Here is a 23,767-nt window from a genome sequence, read left to right on the forward strand (position 1 = left end):
CATAGGGTTGTCATAGTCTGCCCCAGCGCGGTGGCGGCGTCGATCCCGTGTGCTGGGCGCGCCGTGCCGGGGTAGGATAGGCGGCCTATCGGCCCGGCCGAATCTCTGTTCTTTGGAGCGTGAATGTTCAGTGTTCTGCACGCCAACCACCTCGAGGATCTGCGCGACCTGTCGCTGGCGGTGATGCAGCGTCAGCGGCTGCCACCCCTCACCCCCGAGACCTTCCTGGTGCAGTCCAACGGCATGGCGCAGTGGCTGCGGCTGTCGCTGGCGGAGGCCGATGGCGTCGCCGCCTCGGTGGACTTCCCGCTGCCGTCGAGCTTCGTCTGGCGCGCCTACCGCGCGGTGCTGGAGCGTGAAGGCGCGCCGATTCCGCAACACTCGCCGTTCGACAAGCGGCCGCTGGCGTGGCGCATTCTGCGTCTGCTGGAATCCCGGATCGAGGCGGAGCCGGAGGTGTTCGCGCCGCTGGCGCACTATTTGTCCGCTGACGCGGGGTCCGCCGCAGGCGCTCTATCCGCTGACGCGGGGTCCGCCGCAGGCGCTTTCTCTTCCGGGGCAGAGGGGGACGATGGCGCGGGGTCGATAGACACCGGTGAGCAGGCGGTATCGGACGCGGCCGACGCGCCGGGTTCCGCCGCCGAGCAGGCCGAGCGCAAGCGCTGGCAGCTCGCGGTGCGCCTGGCCGATCTGTTCGACCAGTATCTCAACTATCGACCCGACTGGCTGGCGGCGTGGGAGCGGGACGAGACGGCACCAATGGATCTGCCCGCCGACCAGCGCTGGCAGCCGGCGCTGTGGCGGGCGCTGCTGGACGATGCCGATCCGGCCGAGCGCGAGTTCCACCGGGCGCGGCTGCACGGGCGTTTCGTGCGCGCCGCGCGGGCGCTCGACACCTGCCCACCGGGGCTGCCGCCCAGGCTGTTCGTGTTCGGTATCTCGGCGCTGCCGGCACAGCTGCTGGAGGCGCTGCACGCGCTCTCCGGGGTGATCGATGTCTTTCTGATGATCACCAACCCGTGCCGCCACTACTGGGGCGATATCGTCTCCGACCGCGAGGCGATCAAACGCGCCGGGCGCCTCTCCGCTGACGCCCAGGCGCGCCAGCAGGGGCGACATCCGGAGGCGCCGTGGCTCGCCGAGCTCGACGAGGAGGCGCTGCATCTGCAGGCCAACCCGCTGCTCGCGGCCTGGGGCGCCCAGGGGCGGGACTTCATCGTCGGACTCTATGAATTCGAGAGCCAGGATGGCGGCTTCGACGTCGAAACCGATCTGTTCCAGGACCCGGCCACGGATGACGCTCCCTCACTGCTCGCGCAGATCCAGCAGGACGTGCTCGATCTGCGCCACCCCGGAGAGCTGGCGCGAGAGCAGGGCCGCAAGCGGACGATCGCCGCCGAAGACGCCTCGTTGTCTTTCTACCGAGTGCACTCGCCGCTGCGCGAGGTCGAGGTGCTGCACGACCGCCTGCTTGCCGCGTTCGACGAGGCGAGTGCGGCGGGGGCGCCGCTGCGCCCGCGTGACATTCTGGTGATGGTGCCGGAGATCGACAGCTACGCGCCCTACATCGAGGCGGTGTTCGGGCAGTATGCGGCGGACGATCCGCGCCATGTGCCTTTCACCATCGCCGACCAGGTGGCCAGTGAGACCCATCCGTTGATGGTGCTGGTGCTGGCGCTGCTGGAGCTGCCGGAGCGGCGGCTCGGGGTGAGCGAGCTGCTCGATGCCCTCGACGTGCCGGCGCTGCGGGCGCGCTTCGGCATCGACGAGGGCGAGCTGCCGCGGCTGCGCCAGTGGCTGGCGGAGAGCGGCGTGCGCTGGGGGCTTTCCGCCAGCCACCGCCGCGCGCTGGGCTTTCCGGCGCTGCACGAGAACAGCTGGGCGTTCGGCCTCGAGCGCATGCTGCTGGGGTATTCGACCGGCCCGCTGCCGCCGGAGTCGACCGGCCCGCTGCCGCCGCGTTCAAGCGGCCCGCTGCCGCCGCGTTCAAGCGGCCCGCTGCCGCCGCGAGCCAGCGGAACGAGCGTGGGGGAGTCCGCAGCGTGGCAGTTCGATGCCATCGTGCCCTTCGATGAGGTCGGCGGGCTGGAGGCGGATCTCGCCGGGCGCCTGGCGGAGCTGGTGGCGGCGCTCGAGGAGCAGCGCGCCGCACTCTGCGCGCCGGGCACGCCGGCCGAATGGCGGGTGCGCCTGGGGGCGCTGCTGGCGCGGATGTTCCAGCCCGCCGGGCTCGACGAGCACGACGTGCTGGCGCGGGTCGATCAGGCCCTGGGCCGCTGGCAGGCGAGCTGCGAGCTGGCGGCCTTCACCCAGCCGATCGGGCTCGGCGTGGTGCGGGACGCGCTCAAGGCGGAGCTCGACGAGGGCGGCCTGGCCCAACGCTTTCTCGCCGGCAAGGTCAACTTCGCTACCCTGATGCCGATGCGTGCTATCCCGTTCCGGCATATCTATCTGCTGGGGATGAGCGATGGCGCCTATCCGCGCACCCGCCAGCCGCAGGATTTCGATCTGATGGCGGGGAGGGCGCGCCCCGGCGACCGCTCGCGGCGCGACGACGACCGCTATCTGCTGCTCGAGGCGCTGCTCTCCGCCCGCGACCGGCTGACCCTCTCCTGGGTCGGCTTCGATCAGCGCGACAACACCCCGCGGCCGCCCTCGGTGCTGATCGGCGAGCTGCTCGACATGCTCGAGCAGGGCTGGCAGCCGGCCGCAGCGGCGACCACTGACGCAGCCGAGGGCGACGACTCCGAGCGGCGCCTGGCCGAGCGCCTGATCGAGACCCATCCGCTGCAGCCGTTCTCACGCCGCTACTTCCTGGCCGACGACCCGCGCTTCACCTATGACGCCAGCTGGGCGCCGCTGCACGGGGCCGGCGAGCCAGCGGCAGGGGCAGGGGCAGCCGAGGCCGGGGCACACCCGCGCACCGCCGACGACGCCACCGCGCCGGCGCCGGAGAGGCCCCAGCCGCCGGCAGAGGCGCTCGGGCTGAACGATCTGCAGCGCCTGCTGCGACGCCCGTGGAGTGTCTATCTCGGCCGGCTCGGGGTGCGCTTCCAGCGTGCCGAGGTGCCCGACGAGGATAGCGAGCCGTTCACCCTGGACGCGCTCGAGGACCACACCCTGAAGCGCGAGCTGCTCGATGCCGGCCGCCGCGGCGAACCCCTGGTGCAGGTGGCCGAGCGCTTGCGTCTCGCCGGGCGGCTGCCGGCGGCGGGGTTCGGCCAGGCGCTGATCGAACCGCCGCTCAAGCGCCTGAGCGCGCAGCTGGCGAGCTGGCGCGGGCTGACCGCGACTCTCACCGCCGCTGAGCCGACGCTTGTGCACTTCGCCGCGCCGGCGGCGGGCACGGCCCCGGCCCTGGCGCTGGAGGCGCGCCTGGATGAGCTCTACCTGGGCGACGAGGGGGCCGAGCTGATCACCCTGGAGACCAGCCACTTCGGCCACTTCCGCCCCGAGGGCGACGGTCCGTGGAAGAAACTGGGCAAGCCGCATCGGCTCCACGCCGGCTATCTGCGCTGGCTGCTGGCCAACGCCGGGGGCGAGCACGCCACCGCCTGGAGCGCGCTGTTCGAGGATCGGGTGCTGCGCTTTCCGCCGCTGGAGCGGGCGCTGGCGCGCGAGACGCTGGCCGCCTGGCTGGCATGCTGGTGGCGCGCCTGGTGCGCGCCGCTACCGGCCGCCGGCGAACTGGCCAGGACTCTGTGGGGCCAGTGCGGTAGCGATACCCTGGCGGCGCTGGCCGCCGGCGAGCCGTTGGCACCGGCGCTGCACGACACCCTGGCGGGCGAGTTCGAGTCAGGCAACTTCCAGGTCGAGGCGCTGATCCGGCGCGAACAAGCGCTGGGGCAGCTGTGGCCCGACTTCGACAGCTTTGCCGCCGCCGGCGGGGTGGGCGAGAGCGTACGCCACTATCAGCCACTGCTCGACGCCATGCGGCGCGCGACGCAGCGCATTCACGTCACCGGAGAGCGTTCATGAGCGAGCGCGTCGTCGCCCTCGAACTCGACACCCTGCCGCTGACCGGGCGCCACCTGATCGAGGCCAGCGCCGGCACCGGCAAGACCTTCACCCTGGCCGCGCTCTATGTACGCCTGGTGCTCGGGCCGCTGCCCGGGCGCGAGACGCTGGACTTTCCGCGTCCGCTGACCCCGCCGGAGATTCTGGTGGTGACCTTCACCGAAGCGGCCACGGCGGAGCTGCGCGAGCGGATCCGGGCGCGGCTCAAGCAGGCCCGCGAGTGGCTGCTGGCGAGCCCGGATGCGCGCCGTGACCGGGTGTTGGCGACCCTGCTGGCGCCCTTGGTGGCGGCGGGTGAGACGGCCTGTCGCAGCGGCGCACGGCGCCTCGATCAGGCCGCGCGGCTGATGGACGAGGCGGCGATCTTCACCATCCACGGCTTCTGCCAGCGCATGCTCACCCGCCACGCCTTCGATGCTGGCGCGCGCTTCTCCGCCGAGCTGTTGCAGGAGGGTCGCACGCTGCTGACGCAGGTGGTGGAGGACTACTGGCGGCGCGAATTCTACCCGCTCGACGCGCGCTGGCAGCGTCAGATCCGCGCCCACTGGAGTGGCCCGGAGGCACTGGCCGCGGCGCTGGCGCCGCTGCTCAAGGATGGCCAGCCGCAGCCGCTGTGGGTCGGCGGCGAGGCAGTCACCGCGCCGCCCTCGCTCGAGACCCTGTTCGCCGGCGCCGAACGCACGCTCGGCGCGCGCGAGTCGATCGAAGCGGAGGTGGCCGCCAGTTGGGACGAGGCGACAATCCGCGAGACGCTCGCGCAGGCGTTCGAGGCCGGGGCGCTCAACAAGCGCAGCTACAAGGCCGAGGAGCTGGAGACACGTCTGGCGGCCTACGCCGCCTGGCTCGCCCGCGGCGAGTTCGAGGCGGCGGAGGAGATCAGCGACAGCAGCGGGCGCTTCTGGCTGGGCCAGGCCAAGCTCGACGGCGCTACCCGCAAGGGCGCCACGCCGCCGGCGCACCCCTTCTTCGCCGCGCTCGACCGCCTGGCCGAGCAGGTGCGCCCGTTCGATGCCATCGCCGCCCGGGTGCTGGTGCACGCCCGCGACCGCGTGGCCCAGGCCTTTACCCAGGAGAAGCGCCGCCAGGGCGTGTGGGAGTTCGCCGATCTGCTCAACGATCTGGATGCGGCACTGACCCCGGCGGCGGGAGCCGGCGACGAGGCCGCCGCCTGGCGCCTGGCGGCGCGCATCCGGCACGAGCTGCCGGTGGCGCTGATCGATGAGTTCCAGGACACCGACCCGGTACAGTACCGCATCTTCTCGCGGCTCTACCGCGCGCCGCAGAGCGACCCGGCGACCACGGCGCTGCTGATGATCGGGGATCCCAAGCAGGCGATCTACGCCTTCCGTGGCGCCGATATCCATACCTACCTGCGCGCCCGGCGGGCCACCCCGAGCCGCTTCACCCTGCTGCGCAATTTCCGCTCCACCGAGGCCATGGTGGCGGCGACCAATGCGCTCTTCGCCGGCCATCCGGAACCCTTCGGCAGCGCCGAGATTCCCTTCGTCGCGGTGGATGCCAGCGCCAAGTCGACGCATCTGGTGACCCAGGAGGGCGCACCGGTGGCGGCACTTGGCGCCTGGTGGCCGGATAGCGAGCGCTACGCCCAGGGTGACTATCAGGCGCGCATGGCGACGGCGACCCGGGCCGAGGTGCAGCGGCTGCTGGAGGGCGCGTGGCACTTTACCGGCGAGCACGGCGAGCGCAAGCTCCAGCCCGCCGATATCGCGATTCTGGTGCGCAATGGCCCCGAGGCGCTCAAGGTGCGCCGGGCGCTGGCCGAGGGCGGCATTCGCAGCGTCTATCTTAGCGAGCGCTCCAGCGTGTTCGATACCCCGCAGGCGTTCGAGCTGTTGCAGCTGTTCGAAGCGGTGGCGCAGCCGCGTCAGGACACCCGGCTCAAGGCGGCGCTCGCCTCGCGGCTGCTCAACGACAGCCCCACGGCGCTGGAGGCGCTGCTCGCCGACGAGCTGGCCTGGGAGCGCGAGGTCGAGCGCTTCGGTGACTATCACCGGCTGTGGCAGCGGCGCGGGGTGCTGCCGATGCTGCGCGCGGTGATGCGCGATTTTCGCATCGCCGAGCGGCTGGCCGCCCGCGCCGACGGCGAGCGCGCGCTGACCGACCTGCTGCATCTGGGCGAGCTGGCCCAGGCCGCACAGCAGCGACTCGATGGCGAGCAGGCGCTGCTGCGCTGGTGGCACCGGGCGCTGCAGGCGGGCGAGACGAGTCTCGACAGCCAGGCGCTGAGCCAGCGCCTGGAGAGCGACGAGGAGCTGGTGCAGGTGATTACCGTGCACAAGTCCAAGGGGTTGGAGTATCCCATCGTGCTGCTGCCGTTCGTCTGCTCCCACCGCCCGGCGGAGCCCGACCGCCAGACCCAGCTGCTGGCGCTGCGCCCGCCCGAGGGCGAGGGCAGCGTGATGGTCGCCGGCGCCGACGAGACGCAGCGGCGCGACGCCGATCTGGCGCGGCTCGACGAGGACGTACGCCTGCTCTACGTGGCGCTGACCCGGGCGATCTACGCCTGCCGCCTGGGCGTTGCCCACGTGGGGCGCGGGCGCAGCCGCGGCGGCTGTCTCCACGAGACCGCGCTGGGGCGGCTGCTCGGCAGCCAGGCCGAGGATGACGGCGAGGCGCTGCTGGCACGCCTGCAGGCCGCCCAGCGTGCCGGCTGGCTCGCGCTTTCGGCGCCTCCCGAACCGCCGGCCTGGCGCCTGCGCCAGGCCCAGACGGCGGGTGCGACCAAGCCGGCGCGGCGCTTCCGGGGGACGATCGACGATGACTGGTGGATCGCCTCCTATACGGCGCTGATCGCCGATGCTCGGCTGGGCGTCGGCGAGGATCTGCCGGCGACACTGGATGTCGAGGTGAGCCAGGAGCGTGACCCGGTGCCGCGGCCGCGGATTCGCTCGTTGATCGACTTTCCGCGTGGGCCGCGGCCGGGCACCTTTCTGCACGGCCTGCTCGAACGCCTCGACTTCGACCGCCTGGCGATGCCGGGCTACGCCCAGGAGGTGCGCCGTGAGGTAGCGCGCAGCCTGGCCCTGGGCGGTTACGAGGCGGACTGGGCCGAGCTGCTCGGTGACTGGCTCACCCAGCGTCTGTGCCAGCCGCTGCTGCGCGGAGCCGCCGGCGAGGTGCGGCTTACCGCGCTCTCGGCATGGCGTACCGAGCTCGAGTTCTGGCTGCCGGCGACGGCGGCCTGGAGCGCACCCCTCGATCGCCTGGTGAGCCGGCTGGAGCCGCTGCCCGGGCAGCGCCCGCGGCTGGCGCCGCGCAAGCTCAACGGCATGCTCAAGGGTTACATCGATCTGGTGTTCGAGGCCCACGGGCGCTGGTACGTGCTCGACTGGAAATCCAACCATCTCGGCGATGACCCCGCCGATTATGTGGGCGAGCGGCTGGCGGCGGCGATGGTCGCCCACCGTTACGACCTGCAGTACGTGCTCTACGTGCTGGCGCTGCATCGGCTGCTGGCGGCGCGCCTGGAGGATTATGACTACGCCCGCCACATGGGCGGGGCCTGCTATGTGTTCCTGCGCGGCCTGGCGCCGGGGGCTGTCCATGAGACGCCTGCCGATACGCCGCCCGACGCCGCCCCGGGGGCTGTCCATGAGACGCCTGCCGATACGCCGCCCGACGCCGCCCCGGGGGCTGTCCATGAGACGCCTGCCGATACGCCGCCCGACCCCGCGCCGGGGCCTTTCAATATGGCGCCCGACGCCGCGCCGGGGGCTGTCCATGAGGTGCCTGCCGATACGCCGCCCGACCCTGCGCCCGGCGTCTTTTTCCGGCGTCCGTCACAGGCACTGATCGAGGCGCTGGATGCCTGGCTCGATGGCGACGAGGGCCCGGCCAATGCGCTGCTGGCGATGGCCGAGGAGATCGAGACATGACCAAGAATCACGGCGCGACATCGCAACCGCGCGAGAGTGGGCAGTTCGCGCTCGATCTGGCGGCGCCGGCGCCGGTGGTGCTGCAGCGTGAGGGGCTGTTCGCGGCCCTGGCGCTGTGGGTCGAGCTGGGCTGGCTGCGTCAGCTCGACCGCCACTTCGCGCGCTTTCTCGCCGCCCACGATGGCGATTCCGGTACCGATGCCGGTGTCGATCACACCACCGGCGGCGACCCGCTGGTATGGCTGGCGGGGGCGCTGGTGAGCCATCAGGCGGGGCGCGGCCATGTCTGCTTGTCACTGCCACGCACGCTGGCGGCGCCGCACTCGGCGCTGTCGCTGCCGCCGCTGGATGGCGGCGAGCCGCCGGCGACGCCGGTGACGCTGCCGGAGCAGCTACTGGCCGGGCTCGATCTCGCCGACTGGTGCGCGCGGCTGGCAGCCTCGCCGTTGGTGGCCAGCGCCGAGACCGCCGTCACCAGCGCCACACCGCTGGTGCTGGAGGGGGAGCGGCTCTATCTGCGCCGCTACTGGCAGGCGGAGCGCGGGGTCGCGGCACGGTTGCGCCAGCGGTTGGGCGGCACGCTCCCGGTGAGCGACGCCATGGCCGCGCCGCTGGCAGAGCTCTTCGCCGGCAACGCGCATTCGGCCGCTGATCCCGCGACGCACGCCCCCGACTGGCAGCGGGTCGCCTGCGCGCTGGCGCTGCGCCAGCGCTTGACGATCATCTCCGGCGGCCCGGGCACCGGCAAGACCACTACGGTGACGCGGCTGCTGGCGCTGTTGCAGCAGCAGGCGCTGGACGCCGGGGCGGCGCTGCGGATCCGCCTGGCCGCACCCACCGGCAAGGCCGCCGCGCGGCTGTCGGAGTCGATCGCCGGCGCGGTGGCCAAGCTGCCGGTGGCGGAACACGTGCGCGCGGCGATTCCGCAGGAGGCGCAGACCCTGCACCGGCTGCTCGGGGCGCGGCCCGACACGCGCCATTTCCGCCACGACGCCGATACGCCACTGAGTCTCGACCTGCTGGTGGTCGATGAGGCCTCGATGGTCGATCTGGAGATGATGGCCGCGCTGCTGGCGGCGTTGCCGCCCCAGGCGCGGCTGATCCTGCTCGGCGACAAGGACCAGCTCGCCTCGGTGGAGGCGGGCTCGGTGCTCGGCGATCTCTGCGTGGGTGCCGGGGTAGAGCGTGAGGTCGGCTACACCGAGGCGACCCGCGCCTATCTGGCCCGGGTCGGTGGCGAGTCGCTGCCGCCGGCGGCGAGCGCCAACCCGCTGGCCGATCATGTGGCAATGCTGCGCCGCAGCTTTCGCTTCCACGCCGACAGCGGTATCGGTGCGCTGGCGCGGGCCGCCAATGCCGGCGATGGCGATGCCTTTCTCGACTGCCTGGGGGCGGGCTATACCGATATCGAACGTATCGCCAGCGAGGGTGCGGCCTTCGAGCGCCGCGTGGTGGACGGCTACCGGGCGCTGTTCACGGCCCTCGCCCGCGGTGCGCCCGCCGCCGAGCTGCTGGCGCTGCAGGGCCGTTTCCAGGTGCTGTGCGCCCTGCGTCGGGGGGAGTGGGGCGTCGAGGGGCTCAACGCGCGCATCGCCCAGATTCTGCTGCGCCAGGGGTTCATCGCGCGCACCGACGGCTGGTATGCCGGGCGCCCGGTGATGGTGACCCACAACGACCCCCAGTTGGGGCTCTACAATGGCGACCTGGGGCTGACCCTGGCCGACGCCGAGGGGCGCCTGCGGGTCTGCTTCGTGCAGGGGGATGGCGTGCGCCAGGTGCTGCCTTCGCGCCTGGATGCCGCCGCCACCGCCTTCGCCATGACCGTGCACAAGTCCCAGGGCTCGGAGTTCGAGCATGTGCTGTTCGTGCTGCCGGCGCGGGCCAACCCGATCGTCACCCGTGAGCTGATCTACACTGGCGTCACCCGGGCACGTTCACGCCTGAGCCTGGCGCTGGCGGCGGGGGCGGGGCAGAGCCGCACGCTACGCGAGGCGATCGCCCGACGCGTGGTGCGCGAGAGCGCGATTGCCGAGCGTCTGCTGTGCGATGCGCCGGCACACGAGAGAGACGAGCGCGCGCCCGAAGCGCCGAGGCCCTGAGTCACTGGCCCTGAAATAGAGACTCCCAATCACCCCACAAGGAATCGGGTATGATCGACGTGCAACGCGTTCTCCACTGGCAGGATCTGACCGGCCCGGAGCTGGCCGAGCGGGTCGACGCACGCACGGTGGCGGTACTGCCGCTGGCGGCGATCGAGCAGCATGGCGCGCATCTGCCGCTCTCCACCGATCTGGATATCGGCCTGGGCCTGCTGGCCGCCGCCACGTCCGAGCTGGACAGCCACGAGCTGCGCAACTCGGGCACGGTGGTGGTGCTACCGCCGCTGGCGCTGGGGGCGAGTCTCGAACACACCGCCTTCTGCGGCACCCTTAGCCTGATGCCGGAGGCGGCGATCGGCGTGATCGAGGCGCTGGGGGAGGCGGTGAGCCGGGCCGGTATCCGCCGTCTGGTGCTGTTCAACAGCCACGGCGGCAACAAGGCGGTGATCGATCTGGCCGCGCTCAAGCTGCGCGCGGCCCACGCCATGCTGGTGGTCAAGGCCAACTATTTCCGCTTCGCCCCGCCGCCCGAGGCGCTCCCCGCCGCCGAGCTGCGCCACGGCCTCCACGGCGGGGCGCTGGAGACTGCGATGATGCTGCATCTGGCACCCGAGAAGGTGCGCCGCGAGGCGCTGACCAACGCGATTTCCGAGGCCCAGCGTCAGGCCGACGCTGGCGCCCGGCTGGGCCCCGAGGGCGACGCCGGCTATGCCTGGATGGCTCAGGATCTGCACCCGAGCGGGGTTACCGGGGATGCCACGCTGGCCGATGCCGCTACCGGGCGTCGATTGGTGGCGCACTTCGCGGCGCGGCTGGCAGAGGTGATCGAGGCCGCTGCCGAGTTCGATCTCTCGACGTTGCGGTAGTCGCCATCTCTCGAGGAGAGCGTCATGACCGATCGGTACCATGTGGGGGAAGAGCAGGGCGAGGCGGAACCAGGTTCGAACGGGCAGGTGCTCGCCAACAAGCTGGGGTTGACCGATCAGGCAAGCCTGGATGAGGCAGAAGCGGAATTGCTGCTCAAGCTCTACGAGGACATTTTCGCGACATTGAGTATTCGGCAGCGGCTCAGCTCACGCTGGCTCAAGCAGTGCCACTATCGCTGGTTGGGTGCCATATATCCTTGGGCCGGGGAGGAGCGCCAGGTCAATCTGGCAAAGGATGACTTCATGTTCGCGGCGGCGGCGCAGATTCCAGGGCTGCTGCAACAGCTGGATGAACGCTGGCTATCCACACTCACGCCGTGCTGTAGCTTGACGCCTGAGCAGGCCACTCAGGCGATTGCCGAAGTTCACGTCGAGCTGATCCTGATCCATCCCTTCCGCGAAGGCAATGGCCGAATCGCTCGATTATTGGCGGATGCCATGGCTTACCAAGCTGGACTTGGCTTGCTCGACTATACGAGCTGGCAAGGTGACAAATCAGGCTATATAGCGGCCATTCATGCCGGCATGGGGCGAGATTACTCGCCGATGGCGACATATATCAGGAGAGCGATAGTGTCTTGAAACGGCCGCGGCGGGCTTTCAGACGGGATTCGATCTGTTTGATCGAGTCGTCGGTCTCTACTGCCGTTGAACTTGCAACCGCTTTCAGTAGCGTTTCGCGGCGAATCGCCGGACGACGTGACTTGACATTCGTAGGCATGGATCGGCCTCTGAGTGATTCTCTTCCATGATACCCGATCGCGCACGGATTCGCGCGCGCAGGCTTGGGCGCAGCTTTTTCCACGACTGCTCGTCCCCGTCTGCAAAGGAGCAGACGGGGATCGTTGTCGCTCTCTCTTACTTGGTCACCGGGCGCTTGAACGGGGCCACTCGGCTGTCGCTCTCCTGGCCCAGCACCTCTTCCAGCCAGTGGCCGGCACGCTTGGCCTTGGCATCCAGATAGCGCTGATTCTGCCGCGTCAGTTTGCCGTAGACGCCGCGCCGATTGACCACTTCGATGCCGCCCTGGGCCATGGCGTTGAGCTTCTCCGGGTTGTTGGTGAGCAGCTCGATACGCTGGATCTGAAGCTGTTCGAGCATCTCCAGGGCGACGCCATAGGTGCGTTCGTCCTCACCGAAGCCGAGTACCTGATCGGCATCCACGGTGTCGAGCCCGCCATCCTGCAGGGTGTAGGCGCGCAGCTTGTTGGCCAGGCCGATACCGCGCCCCTCCTGGGCCAGATAGAGCAGCACGCCGCCGCCGCGCTCGTCGATCGCGCGCACGCTCTCGCGCAGCTGCTCGCCGCAGTCGCAGCGCAGGCTGCCGAACAGATCGCCGGTGAGACAGGCCGAATGCAGACGCACCGGCACGGCCTCGTTCCAGGCCTGCGGGTCACCGATCAGGATGGCGATGTGCTCGCGCATGCCGTCGGCCTCGCGGAACATCACGAAACGGCTCTCCTCGGCGTGGGAGAGCGGGATCTGCGCTTCGCTGGTGCGCTTGAGAAAGTGCGAACGGTGCTCGGCGTAGGCCGCGATCTGTTCGGCGGGCAGCGCCAGCACCGAGCCTTCGGCGACCAGTGCCTCGACCTGGGCGCGGCGCTCGGCGGCAACGTCGGCCACCACCGCCGCCGGGATCAGCAGGCCGATGCGCATCATCTCCAGCGCTGCCTGAGCGCCGGAGGAAGCCGCTCTCGGGCGGCTGTCGGCGGGCAGGCGCTTGTCCTCGGCGCTGGCCCAGGCGATCACCTCCTCGGCGGTATCGGCGGCGTCGATCGGCAGCAGCGCGGCGGCGTGCTCGGTCTCGACACCCAGCCGCGCCAGGCGGTGGCGGGTCAGGGCCAGGGTCGGCTGGCTGCCGCTCAGCGCCTGCAGGGCCGCCAGTGCCTCGTCGTCGCAGCCTTCCAGCGGATGGACCATGACATCGCTACCTTCGGCCCGTACCAGTACCGGCAGGCCGCGTCTCAGGTCGAAAATCGCTCGTTCTACCTGTCGCATCTCATATCTCCTTACGCATCTTCCATGATTCAAGCCGGTGTTGGGGAACCGCTGCCTACATGCCTGCACGAGCGAATGGCGGCGTTCCGTGAGCCTTGCCGTTCATCTCGTTCGACAATTTATTCAGCGCTTCCTTTGCTGCTTCACCGCCGGTCGTCGGCTCGCGCGCTTCCGCCAGCGGTAGGGTTTGCTAACCTTGCACGCGTGATCTCCGTGTAGCGCAACGACGCTCGCTGCGTCCTTCCCCCCCAGTCTGGCCGAGGAGTGCCCATGTCCACCAGTTTCGAGAGCGCTACGAAGATCGATACGCCGCTCGCCTGGCGTTGGATTCGTGATATCGCCGCGGCGACGCGACGCCAGCGTTTCGATGGCAGGGTCGAGCGAGACGGTCTGCGCCTCGAGGTCGATGCCGAGGGTAGCTGGCACAGCGAAGCCGAGGTGAGCAGCGACGCGGCGCAGCTGCTGTCGATCTGGCTGCCCTGGTGCGTCGCCGATCTCAGCCGGGGCCCGCGGCTCATTGCCCAGCTCGGCCAGAGTCTGGATGGGCGCATCGCCACGGTCAGCGGCGCCTCCCACTACGTCACCGGCCCCCTCAGTCTGGTCCATCTTCACCGCACGCGCGCGCTGGTGGATGCGGTGGTGGTCGGTGCCGGCACGGTGGACGCCGATGACCCCCAGCTGACGGTGCGCCACGTGGAGGGTGACAACCCGCTGCGGGTTGTGCTCGATCCGCGCGCCCGGGTCTGCGCCACGCGGGGGGTGTTCACCCGCGACGCGGCGCCGACCTGGCATCTGGTGGCCGCGGCGCGCGCCGCGCATGCCGCCGCCGGGATGGCCGCCCAGGGCGCTGGCCACGTCACGGTCAAGCCGCTGCGTGTCGATGCCGGCGGGGCCGATCCGGCCGAGGTAGTGGCGCTGCTGGCCGAGGGTGGCTGCAGACGCATTCTGGTCGAGGGTGGCGGTCTGACCATCTCGCGCTTCCTCGAGGCCGGCCGGCTCGATCGTCTGCACAGCGTGGTGGCGCCGATGATCATCGGCTCCGGGCGCCCGGCGCTGACGCTGCCCGAGATCGAGACGCTGGACCGGGCGCTGCGTCCTGCCTGCCGCCACTTCAGCCTGGGCGAGGACATGCTGTTCGACTTCGACCTGCGCCTTGGTGCGGCAAGCTGAGCCGCGAGTTTCCAACGCCGGCAGACAATGTGCTACGTCCATCAGCCGATCTCCCGGTCGCTGGCCACGGCGGCCCGCGGTGTGGCATCGGCGCGGCGACGCTCGGTCCAGTGGTCGCGGGCCAGCACCAGGGCGCCGGGCAGACTGCCGAGCAGGATCAGCAGACCGTAGGTGATCGACAGAGTCACCCCCTCCTGGGCCGGCAGCCCGGACAGCGGCCAGATCAGCGCCGCGGCGCCTTCCCGCAGTCCCCAGCCGGCCACGCTCAGCGGAATTGCCATCGCCAGCAGCAGCGGCGGAATCAGCGGCAGCAGCACGTCCAGCGAGCGCGGCAGCTCCAGCGCCCGGGCGGCGCACACGAACACGGCCACATAGGTTGCGACCACCAGCAGGGAACTCAGCAACTGGCGCGGCCAGACATGGGACCCCAGCAGCGCCTGACGCAGATCCTGCCCCAGCCGCGCCAGCGCCTTGCCCAGGCGCCGACGCCAGAGGCTGGCCACCGCGATCAGTACCAATAGCGCCGCGGCGGCGATGGCCCACGCCCAGCTCAGATGTGCGCTACCCAGGCCGGCGACGATGGCCTCGCGCAGCGGCGCTGCCGCCGCCAGGGTGACCAGAGCGACCAGCACCAGCGCGATCTGCCCCGAGGCGCGTTCGATCACCACCGCGCGGATCGCCGCGCCGCGCTGGCCGGCATCGGTGTGGCTGCCGTGGCGCCAGGCGCGGGTGGCATCACCCATCACGCCACCAGGCAGGACCTGATTGAGAAAGGTCGCCAGGTAGTACTCGCGCAGGGCGCGGGGCCAGGGCAGGGCGATACCCACGTGGTGAGCGGTGAGACGCCAGCGCCAAGCGGAAATCATGACCTGGGGCAGGCTCAGCGCAATGCCTGCGACGACCCACAGGGGCGACAGCGCGCCGAGCCGTGCCACGATCTCGCCGGTGTTCAACTGCCAGGCGAGCGTGGCCAGCAGCGCCAGGGTGACCCCCAGGCGCAGCAGCGCGGCATGCCGGGATCTCACGCTGGCCGATCCTGAGACGTTTCGAAGGAGGTGTCGAACGACATCCCCGGGGGAGATTCCGGTGGCAGGGCGAGCAGGTCGCGATGACCCAGGGTCAGCATCAGCCGGCCGGCGTCGAGCGCCGACAGACGCGCCCGGTACCAGTTTTCGATGCGTGTCGCCTGCGCCGGTGCCTGCTCCAGCAGCGCCGTGCGCCAACCCGCCATCAGCGCGTCGATCAGCGGCCAGGTCTCGCGGCCCAGGCGCCAGGGTGAGGGCGCTTCGCGCAGATGGTAGCCGTGGCGCAGGAACGCCTGCTTGAGATAGGTGGGGGCGAGGGTGCCGAGCGCCTCACCGGCGCCCTTGTCGCGCTGCTGATGGGCGGCGAGGGTGTCGAACACGAAGCGGTCGTCGCCATCTTCCAGGGTCTTGCCGGCGCTGTCCTGGAAGTGGATCTCGCCATCCACGCTGAGCGTGAACAGCACGGCGCAGCCCAGCTCGCGGCAGCGCGCGGCGAGGGCGTCGATCCACTCGGCCGAGACCAGATCGAACAACGCCGAGGCCGTGACCAGGTCGGCGCCTGTCAGTGCCTCATCCAGCGCCTGCGCCAGCGTGGCCTCGTGCACTGTTAGTTGAACTGGCTCACCCGCGGCGCTGGCGAGCGTGTCGCAGCGGCTGCGCGCGTGCTCCAGCAGACTGGGGTCATGGTCGACCAGCCGCCAGCGCTGGGGTGCATGCAGGCGCGGCGCCAGATAGCGCAGGTTGGAGCCACTGCCGCAGCCGAGATCGACCAGTGTCGCCGAGGGGGAGGCGCTGGCGCGCTGCGTCAGCCAGTGGTCGGCGGCGTGGGTCAGCTGGGCGTCGCGGGCGCGGTGGTCGACCGGTTCACGCAGGGTCAGCCAGGTATCGCTGAAGTGGGCATCGGCGGCGCGTGACGATGATGTGCTCATGCGGTCTCCCGTGTCAGTGCCGCGGCGAAGGCGCGCGCGGCATTGTCCCAGTCTCCCAGGGTGTCGCGCAGCGCTCGCGCCCCGTCACGGCAGCGCCGATAGTGCTCGGGTTCGCCCAGCAGCGTGGCCAGGGCTTCCCCCAGTGCGGCGCTGTCTCCCGGCGCTACCTTGATGCCGGCTTGCTCGGGCAGGGTGTGAGCCAGCGCCCCGCCGGTGGTGGTGACCACCGGCAGGCCGTGGGCCAGGGCCTCGGTGATGACCATGCCGTAGCCTTCGTAGTGCGAGGGCAGCACGAACAGGGTCGCGTTGCGGTAGTGCTCGCTCAGCGCCGCACTGGGCTGGGCGCCGAGCAAGCGGATACGCCCCTGCAGGCCATGCTGGGCGATCGCCGCCTGCACCTTGGCGGCGTAATCCGGGGCGCGGTCGAGAGCGCCGATCAGGTCGCACTGCCAGGGCAGGTGCGTCAGCTCGGCGAGGGCCTCGACCAGCACGTCCTGGCCCTTGCGGGGGGTCAGCGTGGCGACGCACAGCAACCGCGGCGGGTCGAGATCGCCGTGGGCCAGCTCGCCGCGGATCACCCCGGGCTCGATCACGGCGATCTTGCTGGCGGGAACATCGAAATCGGCCAGCCGCCGCGCGGTGTAGACGCTGGTCACGATCACCCGCTCCACCGCGGCCAGAGCGCGGGTCTCGCTGATACGAAAGCGCGCGCGCTCGGGTTCGCCGAGGCCGGTCTCGTCACACAGCGGATGATGGAGCAGGGCGGTGATCGAAAGACGCGCGGCGTGACGCTCGACGATGGCCGGCAGCCCGCCCATGGCGAGACCGTCGATCACCACCCGTTCGCCGTCGGCCAGCCCGGTCAGGGCACTGTCCAGGGCATGCGAGGCGATCGCATCGGGCTCCGGGAAGCGCCCCTCCAGACCGACCACGCTGACCGCCCAGCCCTGGCGGCGCAGCGCCTCGACGATACGCGCGTCATACAGGTAGCCGCCGGTGAGCTGCTGCGGGTCACCGGCGACGATCAGCGTGAGATCGCTCATAGGCCGCCTTCGTAGCTGGCCCAGGCGATGTGCGACTCGTGCAGGGTGACCGCGAGTGCGGTGAGATGCCGGCCGCCTTCACCCAGCTCGCCTTCGCGGATGGCGTGGGCCAGGCGGTCGAAGACCACCTTGGCCATGAATTCGGTGGTGGTGTTGCGGCCCTTGAACTCGTCGACGTCGTCGAGATTGGTGAGGGTGAACTCGGCCAGAATCCGCTTCAAGGTGTCACTGGCGAGCCCGATGTCGACCACCAGATCGTCGTGATCCAGCTCCGGGCGCTTGAAGGTGACGTCGACCACGTAGGTGGCGCCGTGCAGTTTCTGCGCCGGGCCGAAGGTCTCGCTGTTGAAGCTGTGGGCGATCATCATGTGATCGCGGACGGTCAGGCTGAACATTCCTTGTCTCCTCGTGCCGGCTCGGCGGCGTGGTAGCGGTGTGGCAAGCGTCGCGCCGGGTTCAGGCGTAGCGGATGCGCTCGCACAGGGTATCGTCGTCGCTGCGGCTGAGCCTAGCCAGGGTCTGCGGCAGATCGCGGAAGTGGCTCTCGCCGCTGATCAGCACGTCCAGACACTCATCGTTGAGCAGCGACAGCGCCAGCGACAGCCTCCGCTTGTGATCCCAGCGCGCGCGGTGGCTGGGCGAGACGCTGCCGACCTGGCTCGAGCGCAGGGTCAGACGCCGCGCGTGGAAGGCCTCGCCCAGCGGGAGATTGACCTCGCGGCTGCCGTACCAGCTGAGTTCGACCACGCTCGCCTCGAAGCCGGCGATCGCCAGTGCGGTTTGCAGGCCGGCGTCCGAGGCACTGGCGTGAATCACCAGGTCGCGCTCGTCGGCGGCGTCTTCCGGGGTGACGAACTCGACCCCCAGCGCGCCACCCAAAAAGCGTTTGCGCTCGTCGATGTCGATGAGTTGAACCTGGGCACCGGGAAGCTTGGCGCAGAGCCAGGCGACCAGGGCACCGACCACGCCGGCGCCGACTACGCTGATACGGTCGCCGGCGGCGGGCGCGGCATCCCACATGGCGTTGAGCGCGGTCTCCATGTTGGCGCCGAGCACGGCGCGCTGCGGTGGCACATCCTCGGGCAGACGCACCACGTCGCTGGCGGCGATCCGGTAGTGGGTCTGATGCGGATAGAGGCAGTAGACGTGGCGCCCGTGCCAGTCGTGGGCACCCTGTTCGACCACGCCGACGTTGGAGTAGCCGTATTTCACCGGGCCGGGGAAGTCGCCGCTCTGGAAGGGTGCGCGCATGCGTGCGTACTCGCTGGGCGGCACCTGACCGTTGAACACGAGTGTCTCGCTACCGCGGCTGATCGCGCTGTAGCAGGTGCGCACCATCAACTCGCCAGCGTCGCTGAGGTCGGCCTGGCTGATCTCGCCGCTGCCGTCGCCGAGCGACCAGAAGGCGTGTGCGTAAGGGATTGTCATAAACGTCTCTCTTGAGCTGGCCTCGAGCCGATCGGTAGCGGCTGTCGCTGCGGCTGAGGGCACGCTATTCGCCTGGGCCAACTTTCTGTTCAATAATTTCTAATGCTGGCCGGAGGCCGAGGCTCGCCTGCGTGGGGCGGGCCGATGAGCTGAGTATGGCAGAGCGTGGCGTTTTGTCATTTATACAATAGCTGTACAAAAAGTAAGTCGCGCATCGAATTTTGCCGTGCGGCGTCACCGGTGGGGATGCTTTGTAGCGGCGTCGTAGCCAGGCCTGGTGGCTGTCTGCGCGGAGCGATGGCAGGTTGGCCTGCATGCATCCAGACTTGTACGGTCGACGTATGGATAGACAGTGACAGGGAAGCCGAGAAGAAGAAGGAGAATCACCATGGCGGATGGACCGGTACGGATGAGCGCGCTGCCGCCCAAAAGACGACAGGGCTGGTGGGGCTGGGTGGATCTGGGCGCCGGATTGGCGCTGGTGGCGCTGCTGGTGGAATGGGTGCACTGGGCCTTTTCCGCGCCGGGTGGGTTGCGCCTCACCGCCGGCGGGGTTTATGTCGCCATTGCCACGGCGGTACTGTGGGCCTGGCCGGCGGCGCGCCAGGGTATCGGCTGGGCCAATCGCATCACGCTGCTGCGCGCGGTCTTCATCGCGCTGGTCGCCGGGCTGATCGCCTATCCCGCCTTCATTCAGCGCCACGCCGAGGGTATCGCCGCACTGGCGCTTCTGGCGTTACTGCTTGACGGTATCGACGGCTGGGTGGCGCGTCATACGCACTCGGCGACCCGCTTCGGCGCGCGCTTCGACATGGAGCTCGACGCCTTTTTCATCGTCGTGCTGTGTGCGGCGCTGGTGGCGCTGGACAAGGTCGGAAGCTGGGTGCTGGTGATCGGTCTGGCGCGTTATGCCTTCGTCGGTGCCGGGCTCTACTGGCCCTGGCTGCACCGCGAACTGCCGGTCAGCTATCTGCGCAAGACGGTCTGCGTGTGGCAGGTGGCAACGCTGCTGGTGTGTCTGCTGCCGCTGGTGACACCCGCCTGGGCAGTGGCGTTGACCGCACTGGCGGCGGCGCTGCTGGCGCTCTCCTTCGGGCGTGATCTGGTGTGGCTGTGGCGGCGGCGGAGAGCACCATTGAGCGACAGCGTCTTCTGACTCCCGGCCCATCCAGCCCCCATCTCCGCCGGCATCGGGCTCGCCTTGGCCCGCGACTCGCTATAGGATCGGCCCTGCAACCGATACCGGCCCCGCAAGGCTCAACTAGCTAAGGTTTCACATGGTGCAGGAAGCTTTCTCGCTCGGTGGCGAGCGTATCGAACCCGGCACCCGGCGACAGGTGGATCTGCCGGTGGCCAAACTCTACACCCACGCGCCGCTGCACATTCCGGTGGAGATCGTCCACGGCCGCCAGCCCGGGCCGACCCTGCTGGTGTGTGGGGCGATCCACGGCGATGAACTCAACGGCGTCGAGATCGTGCGCCGGCTGCTCAAGCTACCGGCGCTGTCGCGTCTGCGCGGTACGCTGATCGCGGTCCCCGTGGTCAATGTCTTCGGCTTCGTGCAGCAGTCGCGCTATCTGCCCGACCGCCGCGACCTCAACCGCTGCTTTCCGGGTAGCGAGAGCGGCTCCCTGGGCTCGCGGATCGCTGCGCTGCTGCGTGAGGAGGTGGTCGATCGCGCCACGCATATCATCGATCTGCACACCGGGGCGATCCACCGCACCAATCTGCCGCAGATCCGCTCGCAGCTACGTCGCAATGCCGAGACCCAGGCCATGGCCGAGGCCTTCGGTGTGCCGGTGATTCTCAATGCCGAGCTGCGCGAGGGTAGCCTGCGTGAGTATGCCCAGAACCGCGGCGTGCCGGTGCTGACCTACGAAGCGGGGGAGGCGCTGCGCTTCGAGGAGTGGGCGATCGCTCCCGGGGTGCGCGGCATCCGGCGGGTGATGCGGCTGATCGGCATGCTGCCGGCCGAGGGGCGGCGGCGCACGCCGCCAGCGGCCGAGGTCGCCAACGGTTCGAGCTGGGCGCGCGCGCCGATCGACGGCATTCTGCGCCCGCGGGCACGGCTGGGCGCGCGGGTCGCCAAGGGGGAAGTGCTCGGGGTGGTCGCCGATCCTTTCGGCAACGACGAAGCGCAGGTGGTGGCGAGCGCCGACGGTATCGTCATCGGGATGAGCAATCTGCCGCTGGCCAACGAGGGCGAGGCGCTCTTCCACGTGGCGCGCTATGAGGAGATCGACGAAGTCGAGAGCGCGGTGGAGAGCTTCCAGTCACGCTTCGATACCCCCGGCGCCTGAGCGCGACTCAGGCGATTTCAGCCAGGCGCTGTTCGTCGACCAGGCCCAGGGCGTCGTCGTAGACCGCAATGCCGGCGCCGTCGCGATGGGCGTGCTCGGAGAGATGACGGCGGAAGCGCCGCCCGCCGGGGCAGCCCTGGAAAAGTCCCAGCAGATGACGCGTGACATGATTGAGCCGCGCCCCCTCGGCCAGGCGTTCGACGATATAGGGGCGGAAGGCGCGCGCTGCCGCATGGCGGCTGGGAGCCGGCCCGGGGCGCTGATAGAGCGCCTGATCGATCGCCGCCAGCAGCCACGGATTCTGGTACGCCTCGCGGCCGATCATCACGCTGTCGACGCCTGCGTCGAGATGGGCCTGGCAGCTCTCCAGGCTCTTGATGCCGCCGTTGATGCCGATATGCAGCTCGGGGTGCTGCGCCTTGAGACGATAGACCCGGGAGTAGTTGAGCGGCGGCACATCGCGGTTCTCCTTGGGCGAGAGACCCTGCAGCCAGGCCTTGCGGGCGTGGATCACGAAGGTCTCGCAGCCCGCCGCCGCGACCTGCTCGACGAAGCGCTCGAGATCGGCGTCCTCGTCCTGATCGTCGATACCGATACGGCACTTCACCGTCACCGGAATCGAGACCGCCGCGCGCATGGCGGCAACGGCGCGCGCCACTTTCTCGGGATGACCCATCAGGCAGGCGCCGATCAGATTGTTCTGCACCCGGTCACTGGGGCAGCCGACATTCAGATTGACCTCGTCGTAGCCCCAGTCCTGGGCGATCTCGGCGCATGCCGCCAGCTCGCCCGGATCGCTGCCGCCGAGCTGTAGCGCCAGCGGATGCTCGCACTCGCTGTAGCCCAGGAAGCGCTCGCGCGGCGAGCCGTGCAGCAGCGCTCCGGTGGTGACCATCTCGGTATAGAGCAGCGTGCGCCGGGTCAGGCAGCGCGCGAAAGCGCGGTAGTCGCGCGTGGTCCAATCCATCATGGGCGCCACGGAAAAACGGCGAGCTTGGTCTGCTGGGCTTTGAGTCGGCATATCGGCTGGGTGAATCAGAGTGGTTGGGCTGGTGGGCCCGATTTCGGCTGGGCACCTCGGCCCCGCCCGATGGGAGTGGCGCGCATTGTACGGAAGAACAGGTGGGGTTCCCAGCTCGTGACCTTATGAGCACCTGCCTGCGATGGTCCGTCAATGTCGATCGCCGGGGAATCAGCTCGAACTGGCCCTATGGCGGGCCGGCTGACGGTCCATCTGGTGCGCTGGTGTGGCGACAGGTCTTCAGCAGAAGAAGAGCGGCATCGAGCTGCTGCTTGCTTGCTGGCGCTGGGTCGCCCAGGGCATGATCGCCTCCAGCGTATGCTCGAGTTCGAGCCGACGCTTGAGCGTACGGTTTTCTGCTGCCAGCGCCGACAGGCGGGCTTCGGCAGTGTCTTGTCTATCGAGCGCTTCACCTAGCAGGGCGTTGGAGGCTGACAGACGTGTCTCCAGTACGCGCTTGGTGCGCTGATGCGCCAGACGCTCTTCGGCGATCATGGCCTGGAGCGCCTCGAGTTCGGTCAGGTAGTGTTCTTTGTTCATGTGGTACTCCCCCGCGTCCTTGGGTGGTCCGCTAAGTATACCTCGGGTTATATCGCGAGTATTGCCCTTTGTGACCTAAGTTCACAAAGGTTCACGTTCTCGGTGCCAGGGCCTGGGTGAGAGCGGCTAGGGCGAGGTCATTCGCAAGGGGGGGTAGAGCGTGCGTCCTGCAACCATGGGGGGCTGGGCAGGGCGATGTGTCGTGGCTTCGGGATGAGAGGCAGACTGGGATATGGTGCCCGGAGCCGGGCTCGAACCGGCACGGTGTTGCCACCGAGGGATTTTAAGTCCCTTGCGTCTACCAATTTCGCCATCCGGGCCGACGACGTAGGGAGAACCAGCAGGTCAACAAACCGATGGGGTCTGAAGCTCGGGAAGTGGAGGCTGGAGTCGGAATCGAACCGGCGTACACGGAGTTGCAGTCCGCTGCATAACCACTCTGCCATCCAGCCTTACAGATTCGGAAGCGATGTGAATGTTCCGAAAGATCGAGTCATGCAGCGGGAAGGAGACCGATCGGACCGGCGTTCCGGCTCACGACCCTCGATCCTGCTGACAACTCTTCGAGTTATGGAGCGGGAAAGGAGATCGATCGGACCGGCGTTCCGGCTCACGACCCTCGATCCTGCTGACAACTCTTCGAGTTATGGAGCGGGAAAGGAGATTCGAACTCCCGACCCTCGCCTTGGCAAGGCGATGCTCTACCACTGAGCTATTCCCGCTCAACTCGCCGACGTATTATAAGGATAAGTCCGTAACTGTCAAACGCTTATGGCATTTTTTGTTCACATCGAGCGTGTCAGCTCGGGCCAGGCCGCACGCAGATACTGCATCATCGACCACAGCGTGAGCACGGCGGCGGCGTAGAGCAGCACTACGCCGAGGGCGGCGATCTGGGTTCCGGGGTGGAAACCGAGCAGCAGTACCAGCGCGATCATCTGTAGCGTGGTCTTGGACTTGCCGATCCATGAGACCGCCACGCGCTTGCGCTGGCCGATCTCGGCCATCCACTCGCGCAGCGCCGAGATTACGATCTCGCGACCGATGATGACCAGTGCCGGCAGCGTCAGCCAGAACACTTCGTAGCGCTCGATCAACAGGGCCAGGGCGACCCCGACCATCACCTTGTCGGCGACCGGATCGAGGAAGGCGCCGAAGGGTGTGCTCTGGTCCCAGCGCCGGGCGAGGTAGCCATCCAGCCAGTCGGTGATCGCCGCCAGCCCGAACAGGCCGGCGGTCACCGGCAAGCTCCAGCTATAGGGCAGGTAGAACAGCACCACCAGCAGCGGTATGAACACGATTCTTGCCAGAGTGAGCATGTTGGGGATGTTCATCGAGCCGCTAGCATCCTTGCTTGAGGTGAAGGTGGGGGCAT

Annotated in this window: 17 protein-coding genes and 3 tRNA genes; 8 read left to right on the forward strand and 12 right to left on the reverse strand. The window is 69.3% G+C overall.

The genetic code is table 11. The annotated features are described in order from the left end of the window. Positions 1 to 123 precede the first annotated feature (123 nt). From QO259_RS05170 to QO259_RS05190, 5 genes are read left to right on the forward strand one after another with little or no spacing between them, the layout of a single operon-like run. Positions 124 to 3,978 carry an exodeoxyribonuclease V subunit gamma gene (locus QO259_RS05170; protein ID WP_285952063.1) on the forward strand — a complete coding sequence of 1,285 codons (3,855 nt, stop codon included), beginning with the start codon at positions 124 to 126 and terminating at the stop codon, positions 3,976 to 3,978. Further along, positions 3,975 to 7,913 carry an exodeoxyribonuclease V subunit beta gene (gene recB / locus QO259_RS05175; RefSeq protein ID WP_285952064.1) on the forward strand — a complete coding sequence of 1,313 codons (3,939 nt, stop codon included), beginning with the start codon at positions 3,975 to 3,977 and terminating at the stop codon, positions 7,911 to 7,913. The genes QO259_RS05170 and recB overlap by 4 nt, the downstream gene beginning before the upstream one ends. After that, positions 7,910 to 10,012, forward strand: a complete 2,103-nt coding sequence (gene recD, locus QO259_RS05180) for an exodeoxyribonuclease V subunit alpha (protein WP_285952065.1) — start codon at positions 7,910 to 7,912, stop codon at positions 10,010 to 10,012. The genes recB and recD overlap by 4 nt, the downstream gene beginning before the upstream one ends. A gap of 50 nt (positions 10,013 to 10,062) precedes the next feature. Next, on the forward strand, positions 10,063 to 10,878 hold the full coding sequence (locus tag QO259_RS05185) for a creatininase family protein (protein WP_285952066.1): 816 nt from the start codon (positions 10,063 to 10,065) through the stop codon (positions 10,876 to 10,878). Positions 10,879 to 10,902: 24 nt separating this feature from the next. Further along, the gene (locus QO259_RS05190; RefSeq protein WP_285952067.1) at positions 10,903 to 11,520 is read left to right on the forward strand and encodes a Fic/DOC family protein; all 618 of its coding nucleotides are present in this window, start codon (positions 10,903 to 10,905) and stop codon (positions 11,518 to 11,520) included. A 276-nt stretch (positions 11,521 to 11,796) separates the two neighbouring features. On the opposite strand, the gene ribA is transcribed toward QO259_RS05190, so the two are convergent. Further along, the gene (gene ribA, locus QO259_RS05195; protein ID WP_285952068.1) at positions 11,797 to 12,936 is read right to left on the reverse strand and encodes a GTP cyclohydrolase II RibA; all 1,140 of its coding nucleotides are present in this window, start codon (positions 12,934 to 12,936) and stop codon (positions 11,797 to 11,799) included. A 270-nt stretch (positions 12,937 to 13,206) separates the two neighbouring features. Between ribA and QO259_RS05200 the strand changes: the two genes are divergently transcribed. Beyond that, positions 13,207 to 14,106, forward strand: a complete 900-nt coding sequence (locus tag QO259_RS05200; RefSeq protein WP_285952069.1) for a RibD family protein — start codon at positions 13,207 to 13,209, stop codon at positions 14,104 to 14,106. 41 nt (positions 14,107 to 14,147) lie between these two features. Here QO259_RS05200 and QO259_RS05205 read toward each other — a convergent pair whose 3' ends face one another. The 5 genes from QO259_RS05205 to QO259_RS05225 all read right to left on the reverse strand — a co-directional run bounded on the left by QO259_RS05205 (position 14,148) and on the right by QO259_RS05225 (position 18,531). Continuing rightward, positions 14,148 to 15,131: a lysylphosphatidylglycerol synthase transmembrane domain-containing protein gene (locus QO259_RS05205; RefSeq protein ID WP_285952070.1), complete on the reverse strand. Its 984-nt coding sequence runs from the start codon at positions 15,129 to 15,131 to the stop codon at positions 14,148 to 14,150. After that, the gene (locus tag QO259_RS05210; protein WP_285952071.1) at positions 15,128 to 16,060 is read right to left on the reverse strand and encodes a class I SAM-dependent methyltransferase; all 933 of its coding nucleotides are present in this window, start codon (positions 16,058 to 16,060) and stop codon (positions 15,128 to 15,130) included. The genes QO259_RS05205 and QO259_RS05210 overlap by 4 nt, the downstream gene beginning before the upstream one ends. Then, on the reverse strand, positions 16,057 to 17,103 hold the full coding sequence (locus QO259_RS05215) for a glycosyltransferase family 4 protein (protein ID WP_285952072.1): 1,047 nt from the start codon (positions 17,101 to 17,103) through the stop codon (positions 16,057 to 16,059). The genes QO259_RS05210 and QO259_RS05215 overlap by 4 nt, the downstream gene beginning before the upstream one ends. Further along, on the reverse strand, positions 17,100 to 17,498 hold the full coding sequence (locus QO259_RS05220) for a 6-pyruvoyl trahydropterin synthase family protein (RefSeq protein ID WP_035476587.1): 399 nt from the start codon (positions 17,496 to 17,498) through the stop codon (positions 17,100 to 17,102). Before QO259_RS05220 ends, QO259_RS05215 begins: the two co-directional genes overlap by 4 nt. A gap of 61 nt (positions 17,499 to 17,559) precedes the next feature. Then, a complete protein-coding gene (locus QO259_RS05225; protein ID WP_285952073.1) occupies positions 17,560 to 18,531 on the reverse strand; it encodes a zinc-dependent alcohol dehydrogenase in 972 nt (323 codons plus the stop codon). Between the two features lie 388 nt (positions 18,532 to 18,919). Here QO259_RS05225 and QO259_RS05230 point away from each other — a divergent pair, with 388 nt between their 5' ends. Further along, positions 18,920 to 19,687 (forward strand): CDP-alcohol phosphatidyltransferase family protein, encoded by a 768-nt coding sequence (locus QO259_RS05230; RefSeq protein WP_233076686.1) that lies wholly within the window; start codon positions 18,920 to 18,922, stop codon positions 19,685 to 19,687. A gap of 121 nt (positions 19,688 to 19,808) precedes the next feature. Continuing rightward, positions 19,809 to 20,831, forward strand: coding sequence for a succinylglutamate desuccinylase/aspartoacylase family protein (locus QO259_RS05235; protein ID WP_207034828.1), 1,023 nt, complete (start codon positions 19,809 to 19,811; stop codon positions 20,829 to 20,831). Between the two features lie 7 nt (positions 20,832 to 20,838). On the opposite strand, the gene dusA is transcribed toward QO259_RS05235, so the two are convergent. From dusA to pgsA, 6 genes are all read right to left on the reverse strand, one after another. Next, positions 20,839 to 21,852, reverse strand: coding sequence for a tRNA dihydrouridine(20/20a) synthase DusA (gene dusA / locus QO259_RS05240; RefSeq protein ID WP_285952074.1), 1,014 nt, complete (start codon positions 21,850 to 21,852; stop codon positions 20,839 to 20,841). 240 nt (positions 21,853 to 22,092) lie between these two features. Further along, entirely contained in the window at positions 22,093 to 22,392 is a 300-nt protein-coding gene (locus tag QO259_RS05245) for a hypothetical protein (protein WP_285952075.1), read from the reverse strand. A gap of 233 nt (positions 22,393 to 22,625) precedes the next feature. Continuing rightward, positions 22,626 to 22,712: transfer RNA gene (locus tag QO259_RS05250), tRNA-Leu, on the reverse strand. 58 nt (positions 22,713 to 22,770) lie between these two features. Beyond that, positions 22,771 to 22,844: transfer RNA gene (locus QO259_RS05255), tRNA-Cys, on the reverse strand. A 195-nt stretch (positions 22,845 to 23,039) separates the two neighbouring features. Next, positions 23,040 to 23,114, reverse strand: a tRNA-Gly gene (locus QO259_RS05260). Positions 23,115 to 23,177: 63 nt separating this feature from the next. Next, a complete protein-coding gene (pgsA, locus tag QO259_RS05265) occupies positions 23,178 to 23,726 on the reverse strand; it encodes a CDP-diacylglycerol--glycerol-3-phosphate 3-phosphatidyltransferase (RefSeq protein ID WP_035476596.1) in 549 nt (182 codons plus the stop codon). Positions 23,727 to 23,767 lie beyond the last annotated feature (41 nt).

Origin of the sequence: Salinicola sp. JS01 (genome assembly GCF_030284585.1) — a bacterium.
Lineage (GTDB): Bacteria > Pseudomonadota > Gammaproteobacteria > Pseudomonadales > Halomonadaceae > Salinicola.